Origin of the sequence: Aeromonas sp. OTU364 (genome assembly GCF_038440395.1) — a bacterium.
In the GTDB taxonomy this organism is placed as follows: Bacteria; Pseudomonadota; Gammaproteobacteria; order Enterobacterales; family Aeromonadaceae; genus Aeromonas.
The window spans coordinates 234,367-254,848 of sequence record NZ_JASATR010000003.1 but is presented as its reverse complement, the minus strand read 5'-3'; the positions used below and the strand labels follow the sequence as shown (position 1 = coordinate 254,848).

Genomic DNA, 20,482 nt, shown 5'->3' with positions numbered 1-20,482 from the left:
ATTCACGGGATATCTCGGGATAGACACCCTTTTTCACGCCCCAGATGAAAAACATGGCTCTCCTGGTACCCATCCATACGACAACTCCTGACCTGCCCGCCCCCGGCCAGGCTTTCCCACTATTTCACCAGGGGAAGGCGAGTCCTCCATCCCCTGCAGGAGTGATGAATAAATATTCAATATAGCTTGGCGGCAGCTCAGGCAAAAGAGGCCATTCCCCCGCCCTTACACCCTCTGGCACGCCCCTGCTTCCCCGAGGCGCCGGCCAGCCGCAGCAGATCACCATGGAGAGGTGACGGGGATAACCACCAGATTGGGCTTAATAATTCAACCTGGATCTCACTTTTTGCATTAGCCACCCATGCCAATTGATCTAGCGCAACTCCCACAGGGATAAATGATTATCCATTTTACCCATTTGGTATTATCCCCACGAGCAAATGCATAAAAAACATTTTATATGCAGTCATAACAATTAATCGGCCTGCCATGCCCATAACCATGGGCACAGATGTCCACGCACCAAGATGGAACGGTCAGGCTCGGCATGGACATTTTATCTGGGAGTGATGACCGTGGGTTCACATAACAAGCCATTTCGGCCGGGTCTGGCCACCCTGCTGCTGACGGCCCTGCTCGGCACCAGCATGCTGGCGCAGGCAGACGAGGCCGCCCCCGAGGGCAAGATAGAGGCGCGCAGCGAGCTGTTCGCCAAGGATCACGCCGATCAGTTCAGCAGCTGGAAAGGCACCAGCGAGAGCAAGGAGCGCACCGACGCCCTGGCGGACGATCCGCAGATGGTGGTGCTCTGGGCCGGCTACCCCTTCTCCAAGGATTACAACAAGCCGCGCGGTCACTTCTATGCGCTGACCGACGTGCGGGAAACCCTGCGCACCGGCGCTCCCAAGAGCGCCGAGGATGGCCCCCTACCCATGGCCTGCTGGAGCTGCAAGGGCCCGGACGTGGCCCGCGTCATCAATGAAAAAGGCGAGGATGGCTACTTCAAGGGGATGTGGGCAAAAGGCGGACCCGAGATAGTCAACACCATAGGCTGCGCCGACTGCCACGACACCGCCTCGAAAGAATTCAAGGAAGGGAAACCTGCCCTGCACCTCTCCCGTCCCTATGCCGACCGCGCCATGACCGCCATCGGCAAGCCGTTCAAGGAGCAGGGGCGTTTCGATCAGCAGTCCCAGGTGTGCGGCCAGTGCCACGTGGAGTACTACTTCAGCGGCCCCACCAAGGCGGTGAAATTCCCCTGGGACAAGGGCACGACTGTTGAGCAGATGGAAGAGTACTACGACGAGATCGGTTTCGCCGACTGGACCCACGCCCTCTCCAAGACCCCCATGCTCAAAGCCCAGCATCCGGAATATGAGACCTGGCGCGCCGGCATCCACGGCCAGAACAACGTCGCCTGCGTCGACTGCCACATGCCCAAGGTGCAGAACGAGCAGGGCAAGGTCTACACGGATCACAAGGTGGGCAACCCCTTCGATCGCTTCGATCAGACCTGCCGCAACTGCCACACCCAGAGCAAGGAGATGCTGCAAGGCATAGTCCAGCAGCGCAAGGATGCGGTTCACGATCTCAAGCTCAGAGTCGAGAAGCAGCTGGTGCACGCCCACTTTGAAGCCAAGGCGGCCTGGGATGCCGGCGCCACCGAAGCCGAGATGAAGGACATTCAGCAGGACATCCGCCACGCCCAATGGCGCTGGGACTTCTCCATCGCCTCCCACGGGGTGCAGATGCACGCACCGGAAGTGGCGCTGCGCATGCTGGGTACCGCCCTGGACAAGGCCGCCGACGCCCGCACCAGGCTGGCTCGCCTGCTGGCGGCCAAAGGGATCAGCCACGAGATCGCCATTCCTGACATCTCCAGCAAGGAGAAGGCCCAGGCCGCCCTTGGCATGGACATGAAACAGATGAACAGCGACAAGGCCCAGTTCCTCAAGACCACAGTCCCCGCCTGGGATGCCGAGGCCAAAGCGGCCGGACGGCTGGCACAGTAATGGCGCCTGCGAGCCCGGCCTAGCCGGGCTCGCAATGGATGGAGGCTTCCTATGGGTGATTTAACGATGGATTTCTTACGACTGATGCTGATGGCAGCCATGCTGCTCACCAGCCTGCAGGGCCAGGCCGCCGAGGCGACGAGCGCCCCTGCGGCCCTGCCCGCGACACATGACGTGGCGTTCTTGCGCAGCCCCGACAAGGCCTGTACCGACTGCCACAAGGAGCAGAGCGAGGGGATGCACGGCAAGCATGGCCAGGCGACCAATCCCAACAACCTGGCACCGGTGACCTGCACCAACTGCCATGGCCAGCCCTCCCCCCAGCACCGGGAAGGGGTCAAGGACGTGATGCGCTTTAGCGACAGCTTCAACAACAAGCAGAGCACCGAGAGCTACCCCATCGCCGAGCAGAACGGGGTCTGCATGAGCTGTCACGAGCCGGGGCCCCTGCGCGAGGCGCTCTGGGCCCACGACGTGCACGCCACCAAACTCAGCTGCACCAGCTGCCACCAGCTACACCCGGCCAGGGAACCCATGGTGGCGATTCCGGAGAAGTCCCGCATCAAGCTCTGCGTCGACTGCCACAGCAAGCAGCATCAAGCCAAGGCGGTCGGCCTGCAGGTCAATGCGGGCAAGGAGGCACCATGAGCTGCTCTCGTCGTGACTTCATGGCGGGGATGGGCGCGGGGGCCCTCATCATGATGACGGGCCCGGTGCGCGCCGGCGCTGCCAGCCTCGCCCACAGCCAGACCATAGACGGGGTGCGCTACGGCATGCTCCATGACGAGACGGCCTGCATCGGCTGCACCGCCTGCATGGATGCCTGCCGGGAGGTGAACAAGGTGCCGGAAGGGGTCTCGCGCCTCGAAATCATCCGCTCCGGCCCCATCGGAGAATTTCCCGATGCCGACTACCGCTTCTTTCGCAAGTCCTGCCAGCACTGCGACAACGCCCCCTGCGTGCACGTCTGCCCGACCGGTGCCTCCCATATCCGCAAGGAGGATGGCATCGTCGACGTCAACCCGGATCTCTGCGTCGGCTGCATGTATTGTCTGGCCGCCTGCCCCTATCAGGTGCGCTTTATCAACCCTGTGACCAAGGTTGCCGACAAGTGCGACTTTTGCCGCAAGACCAACCTGGCGGCGGGCAAGGAGCCGGCCTGCGTGGCCTCCTGCCCCACCAAAGCGCTGGTGTTCGGCAATCTGGATGACCCGGACAGCCCCATCGCCAAACGGCTGGTGAAGGAGACCACCTATCGCTACAAGCAGGCGCTCGGCACCTCGCCCAAGATGTACCGCGTGCCCAAAGGGGAGATAACGTCATGACCATGCAAGCGGCATTTCACTTCCCCTCCCTTGTCTGGGGATTTGCCCCATCGCCATCTACTGCAGTAACAGAAGGAGGAATGGATCATGTGGTATGACGCATTTCACTTTCCCTCGCTGGTGTGGGACTGGCCCATCGCCATCTACCTGTTCCTGCTCGGCATCTCCGCCGGGGCCACCACCCTCTCGGTGCTGTTGCGCCGCCAGGGGGCCGGCAGCGAGAGCGGCATTATCAAGGCGACAGCCCTGCTGGCGCCCGCGAGCGTGATCCTGGGGTTACTCATCCTCATCTTCCATCTGGCCCGCCCCTGGACCTTCTGGAAGCTGATGTTCCACTACCAGTTCGACTCCGTGATGTCCATGGGGGTCATGCTGTTCCAGGTCTATATGGCGGTGCTGTTCGCCTGGCTAGGGGTGGTATTTCGGGCCGAGATCGAGACCCTGCGTAGCCGGTTGCTGAAAGAGAAGTTCGCCTTTGTGGATGGGCTGATAGGCCTGCTGGCTCGTTTCGAGCGCCTGCTGGCGCCGCTCCTGCTGCTGCTCGCCGTGCTGCTGGGGGCCTACACCGGCTTTCTGCTCTCGGCGCTCAAGACCTATCCGCTCTTGAACAACCCTGTACTGCCGGTGCTGTTCCTCGTCTCCGGCGTCAGCTCCGGCATCGCCTCCACCATCTTGCTGGCGGTGACCCTGTTCAAGGAGAACCATCACAGCCAGGGGGTGAGCTTTGTCCACCGCTTCGAGCGGCCGGTGCTGGCGGTGGAGGTGCTGCTGCTGGTCTGCTTCTTTACCGGCCTCTACTTCGGTGGCGGCCAGAAGGAGATGGCCATGTGGGCCGCCATCGGCGGCGGCTTCTGGGCCCAGGTGTTCTGGCTCGGGGTGGTGGGGATCGGCATGCTGCTGCCCCAGCTGCTGGCCCTGCTGGCCCCGGCGCCGCTGCGGGCCAAAAACGGCTATCTGGTGCTGGTCTGCAGCCTGACCCTGGTGGGGATACTGCTGCTGCGCTACTTCGTGCTCTATGCCGGCCAGATGACAGTGGTATGAGGGGAAGTGCATGATTTGTAACAAAAGCGACCATACGATGTCGGCTTGCAGCATGACCCTGATGGATATGCTGCTGTCTGATGCTGCGTCATCCTCGTATGCCGGCCAGATGACGGTGGTTTAAAGGTATGAACACCAGCGCCAGCCGCCCTCGGGTGACTGGCGCTGGCTTGTTGCTGGCCCAATGAATTTCTGGTGATGCCACACCCGTTGCTTGGCAATGTTCTCCGCCAAAGGGAGACGATGCGGCCTGTGTGGCATGACATGAATGAGATCAAAGATTGAACCGGAGGTTGTGTGCTGGCGGAGCTCGGCTATCTCTCACTGTTGCTGGCGACCGGGCTCGCCCTGCTGCAAGGGCTGCTGCCCTGGCTGGGATTGCGGCTCGCCTCACGCCCGCTGCTCGGCTGCGCAAAGCCGCTGGCCCTCCTGGTCGCGCTCCTGCTCGGGGCCGCCCTGCTGCTGCTCGCCAGCTGTTTTGGCCTCGATGACTTCACCCTGGTCTATGTGGCCCAGCACGCCAACAGCGCCCTGCCCACGGGCTTCAAGCTGGCGGCCGTGTGGGGCGGCCACGAGGGCTCCATGCTCTTCTTCGTCTTTGCGCTGGGGCTGTGGGGCGCCCTGGTGGCCCTTTGCTCCAAGCGGGTCGATCCGCTGATCCGCACCCGGGTATTGGCCATCATGGGGCTGATCGTCGGGCTGTTCGGCCTCTATACCCTGATCTTCTCCAGCCCCTTTGACCGCCAGTTCCCGGGGCCGCTGGAGGGGCGCGATCTCAACCCCATGCTGCAGGACATCGGCCTCATCATCCACCCACCCCTGCTCTATCTCGGTTATGTCGGCTTTGCGGTCAACTTCGCCTTCGCCATGGCGGCGCTGCACTCGGGCCGGCTCGATGGCGCCGTGGCCCACTGGAGCCGCCCCTGGGCGCTCGGCTCCTGGGTCTTTCTCACCGCAGGTATCGTGCTGGGCTCCTGGTGGGCCTATTACGAACTGGGCTGGGGCGGCTGGTGGTTCTGGGATCCGGTGGAGAATGCCTCCCTGCTGCCCTGGCTGCTCGGCACCGCCCTGCTGCACGCCCTGGTGGTGTGCGAGAAGCGCGGCGCCTACGGCCACGCCGTGCTGCTGCTCTCCATCTTTACCTTTTCGCTGAGCCTGCTCGGCACCTTCGTGGTGCGCTCCGGGGTGCTCACCTCGGTGCACGCCTTTGCGGTGGATCCCAACCGCGGCCTCACCCTCTTGTTGCTGCTCGGTTTGCTATTGACCACGGCACTCACCCTGTTTGCCCTGCGGGCGGACATTCGCGCCCCCTATGCCCGCTTCGGTTTCTGGTCAAAGGAGGGGCTGCTCGGCGCTGCCATCCTGCTGCTCAGCGTGGCCTGCGCCTGCGTGCTGCTCGGCACTTTCTACCCCATGGTGTTCCAGTCACTCCATCTGGGGTCGCTCTCGGTGGGTGCCCCCTACTTCAATGCTGTTTTCGTGCCGCTGGCGCTCTGTCTGATGGGGCTGATGACCCAGATCCCGCGCCTGCGCTGGCAGCGCCTTGCCAGGGTCTCCCCCCTTGGGACACTGCTCCCGCCCCTGCTCGGCCTGCTGGGGGGCGGCCTGCTCAGCCTCGGCTATCGCGAACAGGGATCCATGGGCTGGAGCGGCATCCTCGCCAATATGGCGAGCCTCTGGCTGATTGCCAGCCTGTTGCTCAATTTCTCATTCAAGACTCGCGACCTGAGCGCCTGCCGGCTAGGGAGCCTGCTGGCCCACCTCGGGGTGGCGGTCTGCGCCCTCGGCATCGCGCAGGTGAGCCACCACAGCCAGGAGGGAGGTACTGTGCTCTCTGCTGAGCGCCCCTATCGCCTCGGTGCCTATGAATTTCGTTACGAGGGGAGCGAGCCCCTGCTCGGCCCCAACTACACCGCCGAGCGCATCACTCTCAGCGTGTACAAGGAGGGAAAAGAAGTCGCGAGGCTGGCCCCCGAGCGACGCCACTACAGCGTGCGCACCATGAACATGAACGAGCCCGGCATTGCCTGGGGGCTCTTTGGCGATCTCTACGTGGTGCTTGGCGAGAAGATGGGGCCGGAGGCCTATGCCATGCGGCTGCACCATAAACCGCTGGTGCGCTGGATCTGGCTCGGTGGCCTGCTGATGATGGCGGGCGGCGCCCTGCGTTTGCTGGGGCGCAAGCCGTTGCTGGCATCCCGTCCAGCCAGGATCCCGCAGTCCCTGCGCCAACAGGAGGCACCATGAGCCCGCGCCTGCGTCTCTTCCTCCCCCTGATAGTCACCCTGGGCCTCGGCGCTCTGCTCTGGCTCGGCCTTGGCAAGGATCCTTACCGCCAGGACGAGGCGACCCTGGGGCGCACCCTGCCCACCTGGCAGAGCGACAACCTGCTGGATGGGGGCCTTATCCATACCGCCAGCCTCAAGGGGGAGCCCTTCGTGCTTAACATCTGGGCCAGCTGGTGCCCGAGCTGCCGCGCCGAGCACCCGCTGCTCAGTGAGCTGGCAAGCTCCGTGCCCCTCTACGGCCTCAACTACAGAGACAAGGGGGATGCCGCCCGCGCCTGGCTCACGCAGGCGGGCAACCCTTATCGCGCCGTGCTGGCCGACCCCGACGGCAAGCTGGCGATGGAGCTCGGCGTCTACGGCACGCCGGAGACCTATCTCTTTGCCGCCGATGGCACCCTGCTCAGCCGCCACACGGGGGAGCTCACCAAGGAGGTCTGGCAGCGCCAGTTTGCGCCCCTGCTTGCAGAGGCTCGCAGCAAAACCCCTAGCCTGGAGCAAGTACGGGAGAGTAAACCATGAGCCGTCTCGGCCACGCCCTGATCGCGCCGCTCTTGCTGGCATTGAGCCTCGGGGCCTTTGCCAGCGGAGTCGACACCTATCAGTTCCAGCACCCCGAGTTGCAAGCCCGGGCCCAGGATCTCGCCCGCGCCCTGCGCTGCCCCCAGTGCCAGAACCAGAACCTGGTGGAGTCCAACTCCCCCATAGCCCGGGATCTGCGCCTCGAGGTCTACCGCTGGGTGGACGAAGGGCAGAGCGATGAGCAGGTGATCGCCCGCATGACGGAGCGCTTCGGCGATTTCGTGCGCTACGATCCCCCCTTCAAGGGCAGCACGGTACTGCTGTGGGGAGGGCCCCTGCTGCTGCTGGGGCTGGCGCTGAGACTCCTTCGTCGCCGCCTGAAGGCCAGAGGGGAGCAGGCCGCTCCGCCCGATGGCAGGGTCAGTCTGAGTGAGAGAGACCCCCGCAGCGCATTGAATCGCCTCATCATGGCAAGGGAGCAGGCTGGCCTCCCTCCCCATGATCCCCTCTATCGGGAGCTGGCCGCCGCCCACCTTGTCCATGCCACGCCTGTCGCCGAGCTGGCCCTGCGCGAGCGGCTGACCCAGGCCCCCGGCCGCAGCGGGCGGCACGCGCGCGCCCTGTTGCTGCTCGGGATAGTGGCGCTAGGCGTTGTGGCTGGCATTTATGCCGCCAGCGGCCGCTACCAGGCGTGGCAGGCCTATCAATCCCGCCCCGATCCGCTGGCAGGATTGAGCCCGCGGGATCTGCAGGACAAGGCGCTCGGCGCCCTGCACCAGCGCCTGCAAGCCAACCCCGCCGATCTCGACGGCTGGGCCGAGCTCGGCCAGCTCTATCTCTATCGGGACGAGTACGACAACGCCCTGCTCGCCTACCAGCGTCTGGCCCTGCTGGAGGGGGGCGCCAGCGCGGCGACCCAGGCCGCGCAAGCCACAGTGCTCTACTACCAGGCGGGTCAGCGGCTCACCCCCGAGGCCAAGCGCCTGCTGGGCAGCGCCCTCAAGCAGGACAAGGGGGAAGTGAGCGCCCTGATGCTGCTCGCCTCCGATCACTTCCTGCACGGCCGCTACTCCCAGGCGATAGCCCTGTGGCAGCAGCTGCTCGACAGCGAGCGCCCCCGCATCAACCGGGCCGCGCTGATTGAGGCGATCCAGACGGCAAGAATAATGGGGGGCTGACAGCACTCATGATGAGGGCTGACCGCCCCTGTCACGTTTGGCCCGCACAGGCGCCGCCGACGAGGAAATCACTTGCCAACCTCCCGTAGACAGCAGAACAATAGGTGTCTATTGAACCTATTTCTGGAGCCTCTCCCATGATCCCCATTCGTTGCAAGGCCGTCTCCGGCGTTGCCCTTTCCACTGTCGATGGCGAAACAAAACTGCTGGTGATGAAACGGGTCAAGGGCAGCTTCTGGTGTCATGTGGCGGGCACGGTCGAGGCGGGTGAAACCGGCTGGCAGACCATAGTGCGCGAGTTTAGCGAGGAGACGGGTATCACGGTTTGCGAGTTATACACAGCCCATTATCTGGAACAATTTTACGAAAGCGCTTCAAATACGGTGGAGGTAGTGCCGGTATTTGTGGTCTATTGCCCGCCCAATCAAGCGGTCACTCTCAACGACGAGCACACCGAGTATCGCTGGTGTTCGCTCACCGAGGCCAAGGCGCTGGTGAGCTTTCCCGGGCAGCAGGCGCTCTATGACCATGTCTGGCACCATTTTGTGGCGCGCCGCCCCTCGCCGCTGATGAGGGTGGCGCTGCGCTGATCCGGGTCGGCTGACCGCTCCCTCGCAGCTCCTGCCGGCGCCCCTCTTCACCTTCACAAAGAGGATTAATGGTGCGTTCGACCCGATGCCGCCCCGGAAGGCGCAAAAAGAGTAGCAATGATGGGCCAGAAAGGGCATATAGTGCGCCCCATGACGGGCAGAACCCGGCCAATGTACGCGCCAGGTGTGGCTCATTATGAATCCCGTGAGAGGGCGCCATAGCCGTGAATTCGGCTATTTCAAGGTGAGCCATCCCATAAAATGGAAATATCGGGCCGTCAGACGTTGTGAAGCGTCAATTACCGTCATATAACTTAGCCAAATGTCCCTGTCAGTCGTAGTAGAGCCAAACCATGAACCTTCGTCCTTTTCTTCCCCTGCTGCTCGGCGCCTTCCTCCTTCCCGCCAGCATGGAAAGCGCCCATGCCAACCCGTTTTCTGCGACCTCCTCCTCCACCAACAGCCTGATAGCACCACGCACCAATCTCGCCCTGGGATCCGATGCCTTCGTGGTTGCCAATCCCAGAACCGGGGAGATCCTGGCTGAACGCAACGCCAACCGGGTGATGGCGATCGCCTCTATCACCAAGCTGATGACGGCGCTGGTGGTGCTGGATGGCAACCAGCGCCTCAACGAGATGCTCACCGTCACCATGGACGATGTGGACAGGATCAAGGGCACCGGCTCCCGCCTGGCCATAGGCTCCCGCCTCAGTCGCGCCGACATGCTGCACATCGCCCTGATGTCGTCGGAAAACCGGGCCGCCTCGGCCCTGGCGAGACACTACCCCGGCGGCCGCCGCGCCTTCATCGAGGCGATGAACGCCAAGGCCCGCATGCTCGGCATGTGGAGCACCCATTTCGCCGACAGTACCGGGCTCAACCCCCGCAATGTCTCCAGCGCCCACGATCTCGCCAAGCTGGTGGCCAGCGCCTCCAGCTACCCGCTGATCCGCCAGTACTCCACCACAGAGCACAGACTGGTGCGCAACGGCAAACGCCAGATGCAGTACCACAACTCCAACCGCCTGGTGCGGGAAGGGAGCTGGCCCATCATGGTCTCCAAGACCGGCTACATCCGCGAGGCGGGTCGCTGCCTGGTGATGGACACCCGGGTCAACAATGAACCTGTGGTCATGGTGCTGCTTCACGCCAATACCACGGATGAGCGGGTGGCCGACGCCAAGAAGATCAGAACCTGGCTGGAAACCTCGGGCCGCATGACCCTGACCGCCCAGTCCACCCCGCGCCCCAAGCTCTTCTCGGCGCAATAAGCGGATCTCCCCGGACCGCAGGCCGCTCGCCTGCGGTTTTTTTGTGGCCGACCTCCTGGCTCCTGCCCCTCCCCTGGCCCTTGCGCCAATGGCAAGGATCGCCCCTTCCATTCCCAGCAGCAAACATCAGCAAGGCATGAAAAACGATGATGAAACACTGGCGATAAATGTTAACGCAGTGATAAATCACATTTTCAAGCAAGCGGATTTGCTGATCCCGCTGCCGATGATAACGTGATGCCCAGCCCGCAACCCCGGTCGGCTGGACCCGGGTTGCCGAAGGATTCAATCTGGTATGTTAAATGGCAAGGATGACGTGATGAAGATAGTCGTATTGGGGGGGGGGGTGATAGGGGTGGCCAGCGCCTGGTATCTGGCCAAGGCGGGCCATCAGGTGACCCTGCTGGAGCGACGCGGCGGGGTGGCACTGGAGACCAGCCATGCCAATGCGGGTCAGATCTCCCCCGGCTATGCCTCCCCCTGGGCGGCCCCGGGCATCCCGCTCAAGGCGGCCAAATGGCTGCTGCAAAAGCACGCCCCCTTCACGGTACGCCCCACCTCGGATCCCTTCCAGCTGCGCTGGATGCTGAAGATGTTCGCCAACTGCACCCCGGCGGCCTATGCCACCAACAAGGGGCGCATGGTGCGTCTGGCCGAATACAGCCGGGACTGCATGAAGTTGCTGCGCGACGAGCTGGCACTGGATTACGAAGGCCGCCAGCTTGGCACCCTGCAGCTGTTTCGAAGCACGGCCCAGTGTGAGGCCAGCAAGCGGGATATCGAGGTGCTGGAAGAGTACGGCGTGCCCTATGAGGCGCTGGATGCCAGCGGCTGTGAAGAGGTGGAGCCCGCCCTGGCCCGGGTACGCGGCAAGATAGTGGGGGGCCTGCGCCTGCCGGGGGACGAGACGGGGGACTGCTTCCGCTTCACCCAGGCCCTGGCGGCGGAGGCGGCGCGCCTCGGGGTGGAGTTCGTCTTCGACTGCCCCATCGACGAGGTAGAACTCGCCCAGGGACGCGCCGTGGCGGTCCGTGCCGGTGAGCGGCGCTGGCAGGCCGATGCCATCGTCTGCGCCCTGGGCAGCTATGGCACCGGCTTCCTGCGCCCACTCGGGATAGAGCTCCCCGTCTACCCGGTCAAGGGCTACTCCCTCACCCTGCCGATGACGGACGCCGCCGGGGCGCCGCGCAGCACTGTGCTCGACGAAACCTACAAGGTGGCCATCACCCGCTTCGACGAGCGGATCAGGGTCGGCGGCATGGCCGAGCTCAGCGGCTTCAATCTGGCGCTCAACCCCAGACGCCACGACACCCTGGCCATGGTGGTGAGGGATCTCTTCCCCGAGGGGGGAGATCTCCCCCGGGCCGAGTTCTGGACCGGGCTGCGCCCCATGACCCCGGACGGCACGCCCCTGGTGGGCCCCAGCCCCATCCCCGGGCTCTGGCTCAACACCGGCCACGGCACCCTGGGCTGGACCATGGCGGCAGGCTCGGGCCGCTTGCTGGCCGATCTCATCTCGGGCAGCGCCCCCGCCATCAGCGACGAGGGGCTCACCCTGGCCCGCTACGGCTAGCCCTCAGGGCGCAATGCCAGATGCAACAGAGGGAGTGCCTGGCACTCCCTCTCTTTATTCGTCCCCCTTCGCAGGGACTGGGCCACCCGGCGCCAGCCCCGGCATCGACTGCCAGACCCGGGCGGGATCCGGCTCTTCGATGGCCGCCATCATCAGCTGCTCGCTCCAGCGTCTGTGCAGCAGCCACAGCTGCGCCCCCGCCTCCCCCTGCCCCTTGGTGCACTGCTTGGCCACGTCCGCGGTCCGGTAGAAATAGCGCACCAGGGTGGTGAGCTCGGGCTCGGGCCAGCGGCAGCCAAAGTGGCGCAGCCGCTCGGACCAGAAGGTGACCTGTCGCTCCTCGTGCTCCTGCTCGACCCCGTGCAGGGCGGGAATGAGATCCATCGCCTGCCACAGCGCCCCGTACCCGACGAAGCGCTCATCCAGCGCCTCCAGCGCCTCGTCCAGCATCAGCAGGGTCTGTGGCCAGCTGTCGGCCTGCTCGCGGATGATCTCCTGCGCCTCGCACACCGCCGAAAGCCAGGCCAGGGCCAACCGGCAGATGATGGCCTCCTTGTTGGGAAACAGATGGTAGAGCGATTTGATGCCCACCCCGGCGCGGGCGGCGATGGCATTGGTGTTGAGGGCCGCAAACCCCTGCTCCTGCAACAGGGCCAGGGTGGCCTGCTCGATGCGGCTCGCCACCTCCTGGCTGCGCAGCTGCCTGGGTTGGCGCCGCATGCAAAGTTCGGCTGGCAGCACGTGTTGTGACATTCTCTTCCCCCGATGCAGTATCCGCCCCAGGGGGCGACTGGTTGTCATAACTACATGATGAGACAAGGTAAACACAAGTCAAAAAAAGTGCAGCAATCACTGGCATTTTTCAGAATAGCTGCGATAACCATAAGTGCTCATATCTGCAGTAAAAACTGCAATTAACCCAAGGAGAGCGCGCTATGGATAGCAAACACCCCCGTCTCAGGCTGGGCGCCATCGCCCTGCTGGTGAGCGGCCTGCTCGGCTGCCAGCAAGACAGCAGTGAACCGCCCCCCGGCAACACCCTCTATCTCAACGGCAAGATCCACACCCAGGATGGGCAACGCAGCCAGGCCGAGGCCATGGTGGTGCAAGGGGGCAAGTTCACCTACGTGGGCTCCCGCGCTGGGGCCGAGGCCTTGCAAAACAGTGCGACCCAGGTGGTGGATCTGCAAGGGAGAATGGTGCTGCCTGGGCTGCACGACAACCACATCCACCTGCTCGGCACTGTGGCGCTCGACATGTGCGATCTGGACGGCCAGAGCGTCAACCTGGATCAGCTCGCGGCCAAGATCGGCGAGTGCCTGCCCCGCTACGCCCCGGCCCCCGGGGAGTGGCTAGTGGTCAACCAGTGGTCACCTTATGACGGCAACACCCCCACCGCCACCCATGCCACCCTGCTGGCGGCCCTGGATGCGGCGGCGCCGAACAACCCCGTGATGCTGGCCGGGGTCGACGGCCATGCGGGCGGCTACAACTCCCAGGCGCTGGCGCAGGCACAGGACGAAGACGGCAATGTGGTCGGCTTCAATGCCACCACCCTGGCACCGGGCGGCGTGTTCGAGGCCTTCATCCCCTATGTGGATCTCGCAACCGGCGTGGTCCGGGACGCGGCCCGCAGCGCCATTGCGGTCCCCGACACCGGGGTGCTGAGCGCGGAGGGTGAACAGGCACAGGCGCAGTATGACAAAATTCTCCCCGCCATCTCGACACTGATGGCCTCCCGCGGCATCACCGGGGTGCAGGATGCCTGCGCCAACGACTTTATCCGGGGGCAGCTGCTCAAGATGCAGGATCAGGATCTGCTGCACATGCGCGTCACCGCCGCCACCTGCTTCAACCAGGATGACTACAGCGGCAAGCTGGACATCGACGGGCACCTGGCCAAGGCGAACCAGGTGCGCGACGCCTTCGCCGGCAACCCCCTCATCAAGGCCGATGCGGTCAAGATCTTCCTCGACGGCGTGCTGGAGGGGGATCCCTTCACCAGTCCCCCCTTCCTGCCCAATGCCGGCATGCTGGGGAACTACCATCATCCCCATCTGGCCCTGGATCCCGACAGCGGCGAGGTGAGCATCACTGCAGACAGCGAGGATGCGGGCAGCAACGGCATAGTCAACTACAAGGAGGCGGATCTGGCGCGTTACGTCACGGCGCTGGATGGGGCCGGATTTGGCATCCACATGCACAGCATCGGCGATCGCAGCACCCGGGTGGCCCTCGATGCCCTGGAGGCGGCCCGCGCCAGCAACGGGAACAGCGGCATCCCCCACACCCTGGCCCACCTGCAGGTGGTGCACCCGGACGATCAGAAACGCCTCGGCGAGCTTGGCCTCTACCTCACCTTCACCTATGCCTGGACCACGCCCCAGCTTGCCTACGACATGCTGGTCAGCCCCTTCATCCAGCCAACCAGGGTGGGACAGTCCCTGAGCGAGGCCATCTACGACCCCATGGGCTATCTCCATGACGCTCTCTACCCGGTCGAGAGTTCGCGCCAGGCCGGCGCCGTGCTGGTGGCGGGCAGCGACGCCCCGGTGGACAGCCGGGATCCGCGCCCGTTCGAGAACATGGCCGCCGGCATAGTGAAGGCGGCCGGCAGCGGCGACGACTTCAGGGCCAGTCAGCGCACTTCCCTGGCCGAGATGCTGGCCGCCTATACCATCAATGGCGCCAGGGCGGTGCGTCAGGGCGACATCACCGGCTCCATCGAGGCGGGCAAGTCGGCGGACTTCATCGTGCTGGACCGGGACCTGTTCGCCCTGGTCAAGGCCGGCACGCCGGAGCAGATCGCCCAGACCCGGGTCGAGCAGACGGTCTTCATGGGGGAGACCGTCTACCGCAAACCCTGAACGACACGGGCCCCACAAGGGGCCCGCTTCTTATGGCTCACTCTTATGGCTCATTCTTATGGCTCACAGACGGGCGACTCCTCCGCCTGCCCGGGTTGCAGGGCCAGGGTGAAGAGCGCCGCCACCATGTCGGACTGAGTGATGATGCCCACCAGTTGCTCCCCTTCCACCACTGGCATGTGGTGCAGGCCCCCGTCGGAGAAGGCTTCCACCAGATCGTAGAGGGGCTGGTAGCGTCGCGCCGTCTGCACCTCCCGGGTCATCAGATCCGCCACCCGCAATTGCTCGAGCGCCTCCCGCCCCCTGGGCAGGCGGCTCTCCCTGTCGATCATCAGATCATGCAGGGTGATGATGCCCGCCAATCGGCCCCCCTCGTCCGCCACCGGTAGCGCCTTGATCTGATGGCGAGAGAGCAGCTCCCAGGCCGTCATGGCGGACGCCTCTGGGAAGCTGACCACCAGATCCCGCGACATCACCTCCTGGCAGCGCACCGTGCCCACTCGCCCCCGCAGGGCGTGCAACTGGGCCTCCTGCAGCAGCTCCTGCAGATCCTGGCGGCTGATGTCGAGCAGCTCCCCGTGCTTGTCCAGGGCAAAGTCGATGTCCTGGGTGGCGAGCCGCGCGCTCGGCTGGGGATCCGCCGTCTGGTGACGATTGGGCGCCACCTTGCCGCCATTGGGATAACGGCGCCCCAGGGCGCGGTTGTAGAGCAGCCCCAGGCTCAGCAACAGCAGGGAGTTGAGCAGCACCGGCAGCAGCACATAGCCGACCCCCAGCGCCCGGATCCCCTCGCCGCCGATGACGGCGGTCAGGGCCACGGCGCCGCCGGGCGGGTGCAGGCTGCGGGTGAGGAACATGGCGGCGATGGCCAGCATCACCGCCAGCGCCGAGGCAAGGGCCATGTCCGGCACCAGGCTGGCACTCAGCACCCCCATCAGGGCCGAGACCCCGTTGCCCACCAGGATGGACCAGGGCTGGGCCAGGGGGCTCGCCGGGGCGGCAAACAGCAGCACGGCGGAGGCCCCCATGGGGGCGATCAGCCAGTGTACCTCGAGCCCCAGCCCCCACTGGCAGAGCAGGGCGGTGCCCAGCAAGCCGACGAAGGCGCCGAGGGCGCCGTAACAACTCTCTTTGAGGCTGGTATTGGTCGATACCGGCAAAAAATCCCTGAACTGCATCCTGCTCCCGAAGACGATAACATTTATTTCAAATGCGCAATTCTAGCCAGTTCCCCCGTCCAGTACCAACACGAGTGTCATCGCGGCCTCTGGATCCCGGGCGCGGCTCACCTCAATCCGGTGATCGGGGATCGCAATGCCATCCCCCTCGACCTGTGCAGGCTGGCTGAGGCGTCGACGCGGGATTGGCAGCGGGCGCAAAGCCCGGCACCCTGCTCGCCAACCGGCCCTCCCCTGCGGCTCTGAGGGGCTTAAGATCATCATGCAAAAAAGAGGGAAGGCTTTCGCCTTCCCTCTCTCGTTATCTCAGTGCTCTTGCCTTGTCTGCCGAGCTAGCTGGATGGGCAGCTCAGGCCAGTTCGGCCCGCAGCGCCTTGGTGGCATCGACCATCACCTTGAGGGCAGCCTCGGTCTCTTCCCAGCCGCGGGTCTTGAGGCCGCAGTCCGGGTTGACCCAGAGCCTGTCGGCCGGGATCTGCTTGGCCGCCTTGCGGATGAGGTCCTCAATCCAGCCCTGGCTCGGCACGTTCGGGGAGTGGATGTCGTAGACCCCAGGGCCGATCTCGTTGGGGTAGTTGAAGCGCTCGAACGCTTCGAGCAGCTGCATCTGGCTGCGGCTCGTCTCTATGGTAATCACGTCCGCATCCAGCGCCGCCACCGCCTCTATGATGAGGTTGAAGTCGCTGTAGCACATGTGGGTGTGGATCTGGGTGCTGTCCACCACTGGGCTGGCGCTCAGACGGAAGGCGCGCACCGCCCAGTCGAGATAAGCCTGGTGATCCTGCTTGCGCAGGGGCAGCCCTTCGCGGATCGCCGGTTCGTCGATCTGGATGATCTTGATGCCAGCGGCTTCCAAGTCAGCCACCTCGTCGCGAATGGCGAGACCAATCTGCAGGGCGGACTGCTCGCGGCTCACGTCTTCCCGGGGGAAGGACCAGCAGAGTATGGTCACGGGCCCGGTCAGCATCCCCTTCACCGGCTTGTCGGTCAGGCTCTGGGCAAACTTCGTCCATTCGAGCGTCATGGGGGTGGGTCTGTCGATGTCGCGGGTGATCACCGGCGGCTTGACGCAGCGGGAGCCATAGCTCTGCACCCAGCCAAAGCGGGTGATGGCAAAGCCGTCCAGCAGCTCCCCGAAATACTCCACCATGTCGTTGCGCTCGGCTTCGCCGTGCACCAGCACGTCCAGCCCGATGGCCTCCTGGCGCTCAATTGCATCCTTGATCTGGGCCTGGATGCCCGCCTCGTAGGCGCTATCGTCGATGCGACCGGCACGCCACTCCTGGCGCAGCACCCGGATGTCGGAGGTCTGCGGGAAGGAGCCTATGGTGGTGGTGGGCAGCAGCGGCAGCTTGAGATCCGAGCGCTGCGCCTGCGCCCGTACCGGGTAGGCGCTCTGGCGATCGAAGTCGCTGTTGGTGAGGCTGGCGAGCCGCGACTGCACCGCTTTCTTGTGGACCCGGCTGTCGGACTCCCGATCCACGATGGGCTGGCTGTAGGCCTCGATCTTGCCCAGATCGCCCCCGTCGAGATAGTCCGCCAGCAGCCCCAGCTCGTAGCACTTTTGCAGGGCGAAGGCGAACCAGCTGCGGGTCTGGGGATCCAGCTCGTGTTCCAGGGTCAAATCCACCGGGCTGTGCAGCAATGAGCAGGAGGAGGCGACCCAGAGGCGCTCGCCAAGCTTCTCTTTCAATGCCTTGAGGGTCGGTGCCAGCTTGCCCAGGTTGGCACGCCAGACGTTGCGGCCGTTGATGACCCCAGCCGAGAGGACCCACTGAGCCGGCAGGTGCGGCACGAGCGTCTCCAACTGCTCGGGGGCGGCCACCAGATCCAGGTGCAGGCCATCCACCTTGAGGCTGGTGATGATGTCGCGCTGATGGGCGACCGAGCCGAAATAGGTGGTGAGCAGCAGCTTGCAGGGACCGGCCAGACGCTCGTAAGCGTTGAGATAGGCCAGACGCCACTCGTCCGGCAGGTCAAGCGCCAGGGCAGGCTCGTCTATCTGTACCCACTCCACCCCTTGCGCGGCCAGCTTCGCCAGGATCTCCTGGTAGACGATGAGCAGGCGGTCGAGCAGTTCGAGACGAGAGAAACCGCTCTCTTTCTCCTTGCCGAGCCAGAGGTAGGAAACAGGACCCAGCAGCACCGCCTTGACCGGCAGCCCCAGCGCCTTGGCCTCTTCCACCTCGTCAAACAGTTGGCTCCAGCCCAGCTTGAAGCGCTGGTCGCGGCTGAACTCGGGCACCAGGTAGTGATAGTTGGTGTTGAACCACTTGGTCATCTCGGCGGCGGCGGCAGCCGGGCCGGTCGGCGCACGGCCACGGGCCACCCGGAACAGGGTGTCGAGATCGGTGTCGCCGTGGCGGTGACGGGCAGGCACGGCGTCCACCAGCAGGCTGGTGCCGAGCACCTGATCGTACCAGGCGAAGTCGCCCACCGGCAGCAGGTTGACCCCGGCGGTGCGCTGGGCCTGCCAGTGGCGCTCACGCAGGCTCTTGCCCACGGCGACCAGCTCGGCCTGGGTGGTCTCGCCACGCCAGTAGGATTCCAGGGCAAATTTCAACTCGCGCTTGGCGCCGATGCGGGGGAAGCCCAGGGTGTGTGCTCGTGTCATAGGTCCAATTCCTTATGCTCATTCATCTGATGGGAAACTGGATGATTTAGCCATCCAGATGTTTACACATCTAGAGTGACGAGATAAGGTGACCTTGGCTATTGAATCCTCTTCAACTGGCTCTCAAGAAATCCTCAACTGACGCACAAAGGAGCAGTGCCATGGGTGTGCCCAACCAGTCGACCAGCCATCAGAACACCAACGCGGGCATCGATCTCAAGCACCTGAAGACCATCAGTGCCCTGGCCGAACAGGGTTCCCTGGCGGGGGCGGCCCTCAGCCTCAACCTCACCCAGTCCGCCCTCTCCCACCAGCTCAAAGAGCTGGAGACCCGCCTCAATCTGGAGCTGTTTCTTCGCAAGAGCCGCCCCCTGGTGCTGACGGCGGCCGGCCAGCATCTGCTGGCCCTGGCTCGTCAGGTGCTGCCCGCCCTGGCCCAGACCGAGCGCCAGCTGCTGGCCCTGCACAGCGGGGATGCGGGCAGGCTGCATCTGGCGCTGGATTGCCACAGCTGCATCCAGTGGCTGCTGCCGCTGTTGCCGGGCTTTCGCCGCCAGTGGCCCGGCGTGGCCCTTGAGGTGGAGTCCGTGCCCGGCTTCGATGCCATCAGCGCCCTGCTCGGCGGCCAGCTCGATCTGCTGCTCACCTCGGACGTGCAGGCGCGCGGGGATCTCCACTTCGAGCCCCTGTTCGCCTTCGATCTCACCCTGGTGATGGCGCCGGATCACCCCCTCTGTCAGCAGGGCCGGATAGCCCCGGACGATCTGCGACCCGAGGTACTGCTGGTCTACCCGGTGGAGCGGGCCCGCATGGACGTGTTCAGCCGCTTCCTGCAACCCGCCGGGGTGGAGCCCGCCCGCTGCAAGCCGGTGGACAACACCTCGGTCATGCTGCAGATGGCCGCCGCCGGGCTCGGTGTCGCCGCCCTGCCGCGCTGGGCCAGCGAGGAGTTCGTGCGCCAGGGCCTGCTCGAGGCGCGTCCCCTGGGCACCGGGATCCGCCGCCATATGTACGGGGCCGTGCGGGCTGCGGATCGGGATCAGCCCTGCCTGCAGAGCCTGTTCGAGCGCATTCGCACCCAGATGGCCGAGCAATGAGAGGGTATGAAAACGCCGCCCCAGGGGCGGCGTTCACGCTCTCTTTTCCATGGACCTGCTCTCTGACGCCTCAGGATCCCTCGCCGCAGCTGGCGGCCCCCTGCCGTCTCGGGCAGTTGCCGCAAAGCTCCCCATCCCCTCGCCTGTAGTGCAGGCAGCAGCGCTGGCGCACATAGCCAGGGAAGGCCTCATCCCGGGGGAGCGAGGCCGGGCGCCAGCCCGCCAGATGCCCGGCGGGCAGGCCGCAGGCGGCGAGCCAGAGCGGCGCATGGGCTTCGACCACCGCCGGGCTCACCTCGTCGAAGAAATCCGGCACCCGCACCAGGGCCGCCAGCAGATCGTCCGCCAGGAGCGGGCGCACGAAACCGGGGCGCAGCCGCTGCACCTCCCCAAGCAGCGCGAACAATGCCTGCCAGTGGGCCTGGAGCCGTTCCCCCGCCGCCTTGATCAGGGTCTTCACCTCCCCCTTGATCATGGGCTCCGCCGGCAGGCTGAAGCCGGACACCAGCCCCTCCTGATAGCCCTGCCCCATGCGATCCAGGGCGGGTACGGCACCCACCCGATAGACGGCCACCATGGCGAGGTAGATGGACTGCCAGCAGAGCATGCCCCAGCTGCGGGTCAGCCAGTAGGCCGCCCCCGCCTCCGGGTGCGCCTGCTGCCAGTGGCCATGCAGGGCAGCCGCCACCTCGTTCGGGGCACCATGAGGGGGGGCCGTCAGCAGAGCGGGGCTCTCCCCCGCCAGCCGCCCCTTGAGAGAGGGGATAAGCCCGGCCGCCGCCGCAAACAGGGCGTCGTGATCCGCCAGCAGGCTATGCTGGCTGTGCACCGCCAGAGCGCCGAGTCCACGAGGCAGGACATGTTCGGTGTTCACCGCCAGGGCGCCTGGGCCGCGAGGCAGGGCGTGCCCCGGCGCAGGTCCGGGG

At 64.9% G+C, this 20,482-nt stretch carries 16 protein-coding genes; 12 read left to right on the top strand and 4 right to left on the bottom strand.

Features of this window, described 5'->3' with window-relative positions; translation table 11 throughout:
* Positions 1–569: 569 nt before the first annotated feature.
* From nrfA to AAHB08_RS05570, 10 genes are all read left to right on the top strand, one after another.
* Positions 570–2,012: an ammonia-forming nitrite reductase cytochrome c552 subunit gene (gene nrfA, locus AAHB08_RS05615; RefSeq protein ID WP_342058363.1), complete on the top strand. Its 1,443-nt coding sequence runs from the start codon at positions 570–572 to the stop codon at positions 2,010–2,012.
* A gap of 51 nt (positions 2,013–2,063) precedes the next feature.
* Positions 2,064–2,660, top strand: a complete 597-nt coding sequence (gene nrfB / locus AAHB08_RS05610; RefSeq protein WP_342058362.1) for a cytochrome c nitrite reductase pentaheme subunit — start codon at positions 2,064–2,066, stop codon at positions 2,658–2,660.
* Positions 2,657–3,337: a cytochrome c nitrite reductase Fe-S protein gene (nrfC, locus tag AAHB08_RS05605; RefSeq protein ID WP_342058361.1), complete on the top strand. Its 681-nt coding sequence runs from the start codon at positions 2,657–2,659 to the stop codon at positions 3,335–3,337. Before nrfB ends, nrfC begins: the two co-directional genes overlap by 4 nt.
* A gap of 87 nt (positions 3,338–3,424) precedes the next feature.
* On the top strand, positions 3,425–4,378 hold the full coding sequence (nrfD, locus tag AAHB08_RS05600; RefSeq protein WP_342058360.1) for a cytochrome c nitrite reductase subunit NrfD: 954 nt from the start codon (positions 3,425–3,427) through the stop codon (positions 4,376–4,378).
* A gap of 297 nt (positions 4,379–4,675) precedes the next feature.
* Entirely contained in the window at positions 4,676–6,625 is a 1,950-nt protein-coding gene (gene nrfE / locus AAHB08_RS05595) for a heme lyase NrfEFG subunit NrfE (RefSeq protein ID WP_342058359.1), read from the top strand.
* Positions 6,622–7,185 carry a DsbE family thiol:disulfide interchange protein gene (locus AAHB08_RS05590; protein WP_342058358.1) on the top strand — a complete coding sequence of 188 codons (564 nt, stop codon included), beginning with the start codon at positions 6,622–6,624 and terminating at the stop codon, positions 7,183–7,185. The genes nrfE and AAHB08_RS05590 overlap by 4 nt, the downstream gene beginning before the upstream one ends.
* The gene (nrfF, locus tag AAHB08_RS05585) at positions 7,182–8,363 is read left to right on the top strand and encodes a heme lyase NrfEFG subunit NrfF (RefSeq protein ID WP_342058357.1); all 1,182 of its coding nucleotides are present in this window, start codon (positions 7,182–7,184) and stop codon (positions 8,361–8,363) included. The genes AAHB08_RS05590 and nrfF overlap by 4 nt, the downstream gene beginning before the upstream one ends.
* 137 nt (positions 8,364–8,500) lie before the next feature.
* The gene (locus AAHB08_RS05580) at positions 8,501–8,953 is read left to right on the top strand and encodes an NUDIX hydrolase (protein ID WP_342058356.1); all 453 of its coding nucleotides are present in this window, start codon (positions 8,501–8,503) and stop codon (positions 8,951–8,953) included.
* 353 nt (positions 8,954–9,306) lie between these two features.
* The gene (gene pbpG / locus AAHB08_RS05575; protein WP_247625982.1) at positions 9,307–10,227 is read left to right on the top strand and encodes a D-alanyl-D-alanine endopeptidase; all 921 of its coding nucleotides are present in this window, start codon (positions 9,307–9,309) and stop codon (positions 10,225–10,227) included.
* Between the two features lie 295 nt (positions 10,228–10,522).
* Positions 10,523–11,800: a D-amino acid dehydrogenase gene (locus AAHB08_RS05570; protein WP_342058355.1), complete on the top strand. Its 1,278-nt coding sequence runs from the start codon at positions 10,523–10,525 to the stop codon at positions 11,798–11,800.
* 54 nt (positions 11,801–11,854) lie between these two features.
* Here the strand turns inward: AAHB08_RS05570 and AAHB08_RS05565 are convergent, their stop codons facing one another.
* The gene (locus AAHB08_RS05565) at positions 11,855–12,553 is read right to left on the bottom strand and encodes a TetR/AcrR family transcriptional regulator (protein WP_342058354.1); all 699 of its coding nucleotides are present in this window, start codon (positions 12,551–12,553) and stop codon (positions 11,855–11,857) included.
* 182 nt (positions 12,554–12,735) lie between these two features.
* On the opposite strand from AAHB08_RS05565, the gene AAHB08_RS05560 reads away from it, so the two are divergent.
* Complete coding sequence (locus AAHB08_RS05560) at positions 12,736–14,667, top strand: amidohydrolase (RefSeq protein ID WP_342058353.1); 1,932 nt, start codon at positions 12,736–12,738, stop codon at positions 14,665–14,667.
* A gap of 56 nt (positions 14,668–14,723) precedes the next feature.
* Here the strand turns inward: AAHB08_RS05560 and AAHB08_RS05555 are convergent, their stop codons facing one another.
* Both AAHB08_RS05555 and metE read right to left on the bottom strand, forming a co-directional pair.
* On the bottom strand, positions 14,724–15,845 hold the full coding sequence (locus AAHB08_RS05555) for an HPP family protein (RefSeq protein ID WP_342058352.1): 1,122 nt from the start codon (positions 15,843–15,845) through the stop codon (positions 14,724–14,726).
* Between the two features lie 349 nt (positions 15,846–16,194).
* On the bottom strand, positions 16,195–18,459 hold the full coding sequence (gene metE / locus AAHB08_RS05550) for a 5-methyltetrahydropteroyltriglutamate--homocysteine S-methyltransferase (RefSeq protein ID WP_342058351.1): 2,265 nt from the start codon (positions 18,457–18,459) through the stop codon (positions 16,195–16,197).
* A 161-nt stretch (positions 18,460–18,620) separates the two neighbouring features.
* Here metE and AAHB08_RS05545 point away from each other — a divergent pair, with 161 nt between their 5' ends.
* A complete protein-coding gene (locus AAHB08_RS05545; protein ID WP_139434704.1) occupies positions 18,621–19,556 on the top strand; it encodes a LysR substrate-binding domain-containing protein in 936 nt (311 codons plus the stop codon).
* Between the two features lie 70 nt (positions 19,557–19,626).
* Here the strand turns inward: AAHB08_RS05545 and AAHB08_RS05540 are convergent, their stop codons facing one another.
* Complete coding sequence (locus tag AAHB08_RS05540) at positions 19,627–20,412, bottom strand: siderophore ferric iron reductase (RefSeq protein WP_409241605.1); 786 nt, start codon at positions 20,410–20,412, stop codon at positions 19,627–19,629.
* Positions 20,413–20,482 lie beyond the last annotated feature (70 nt).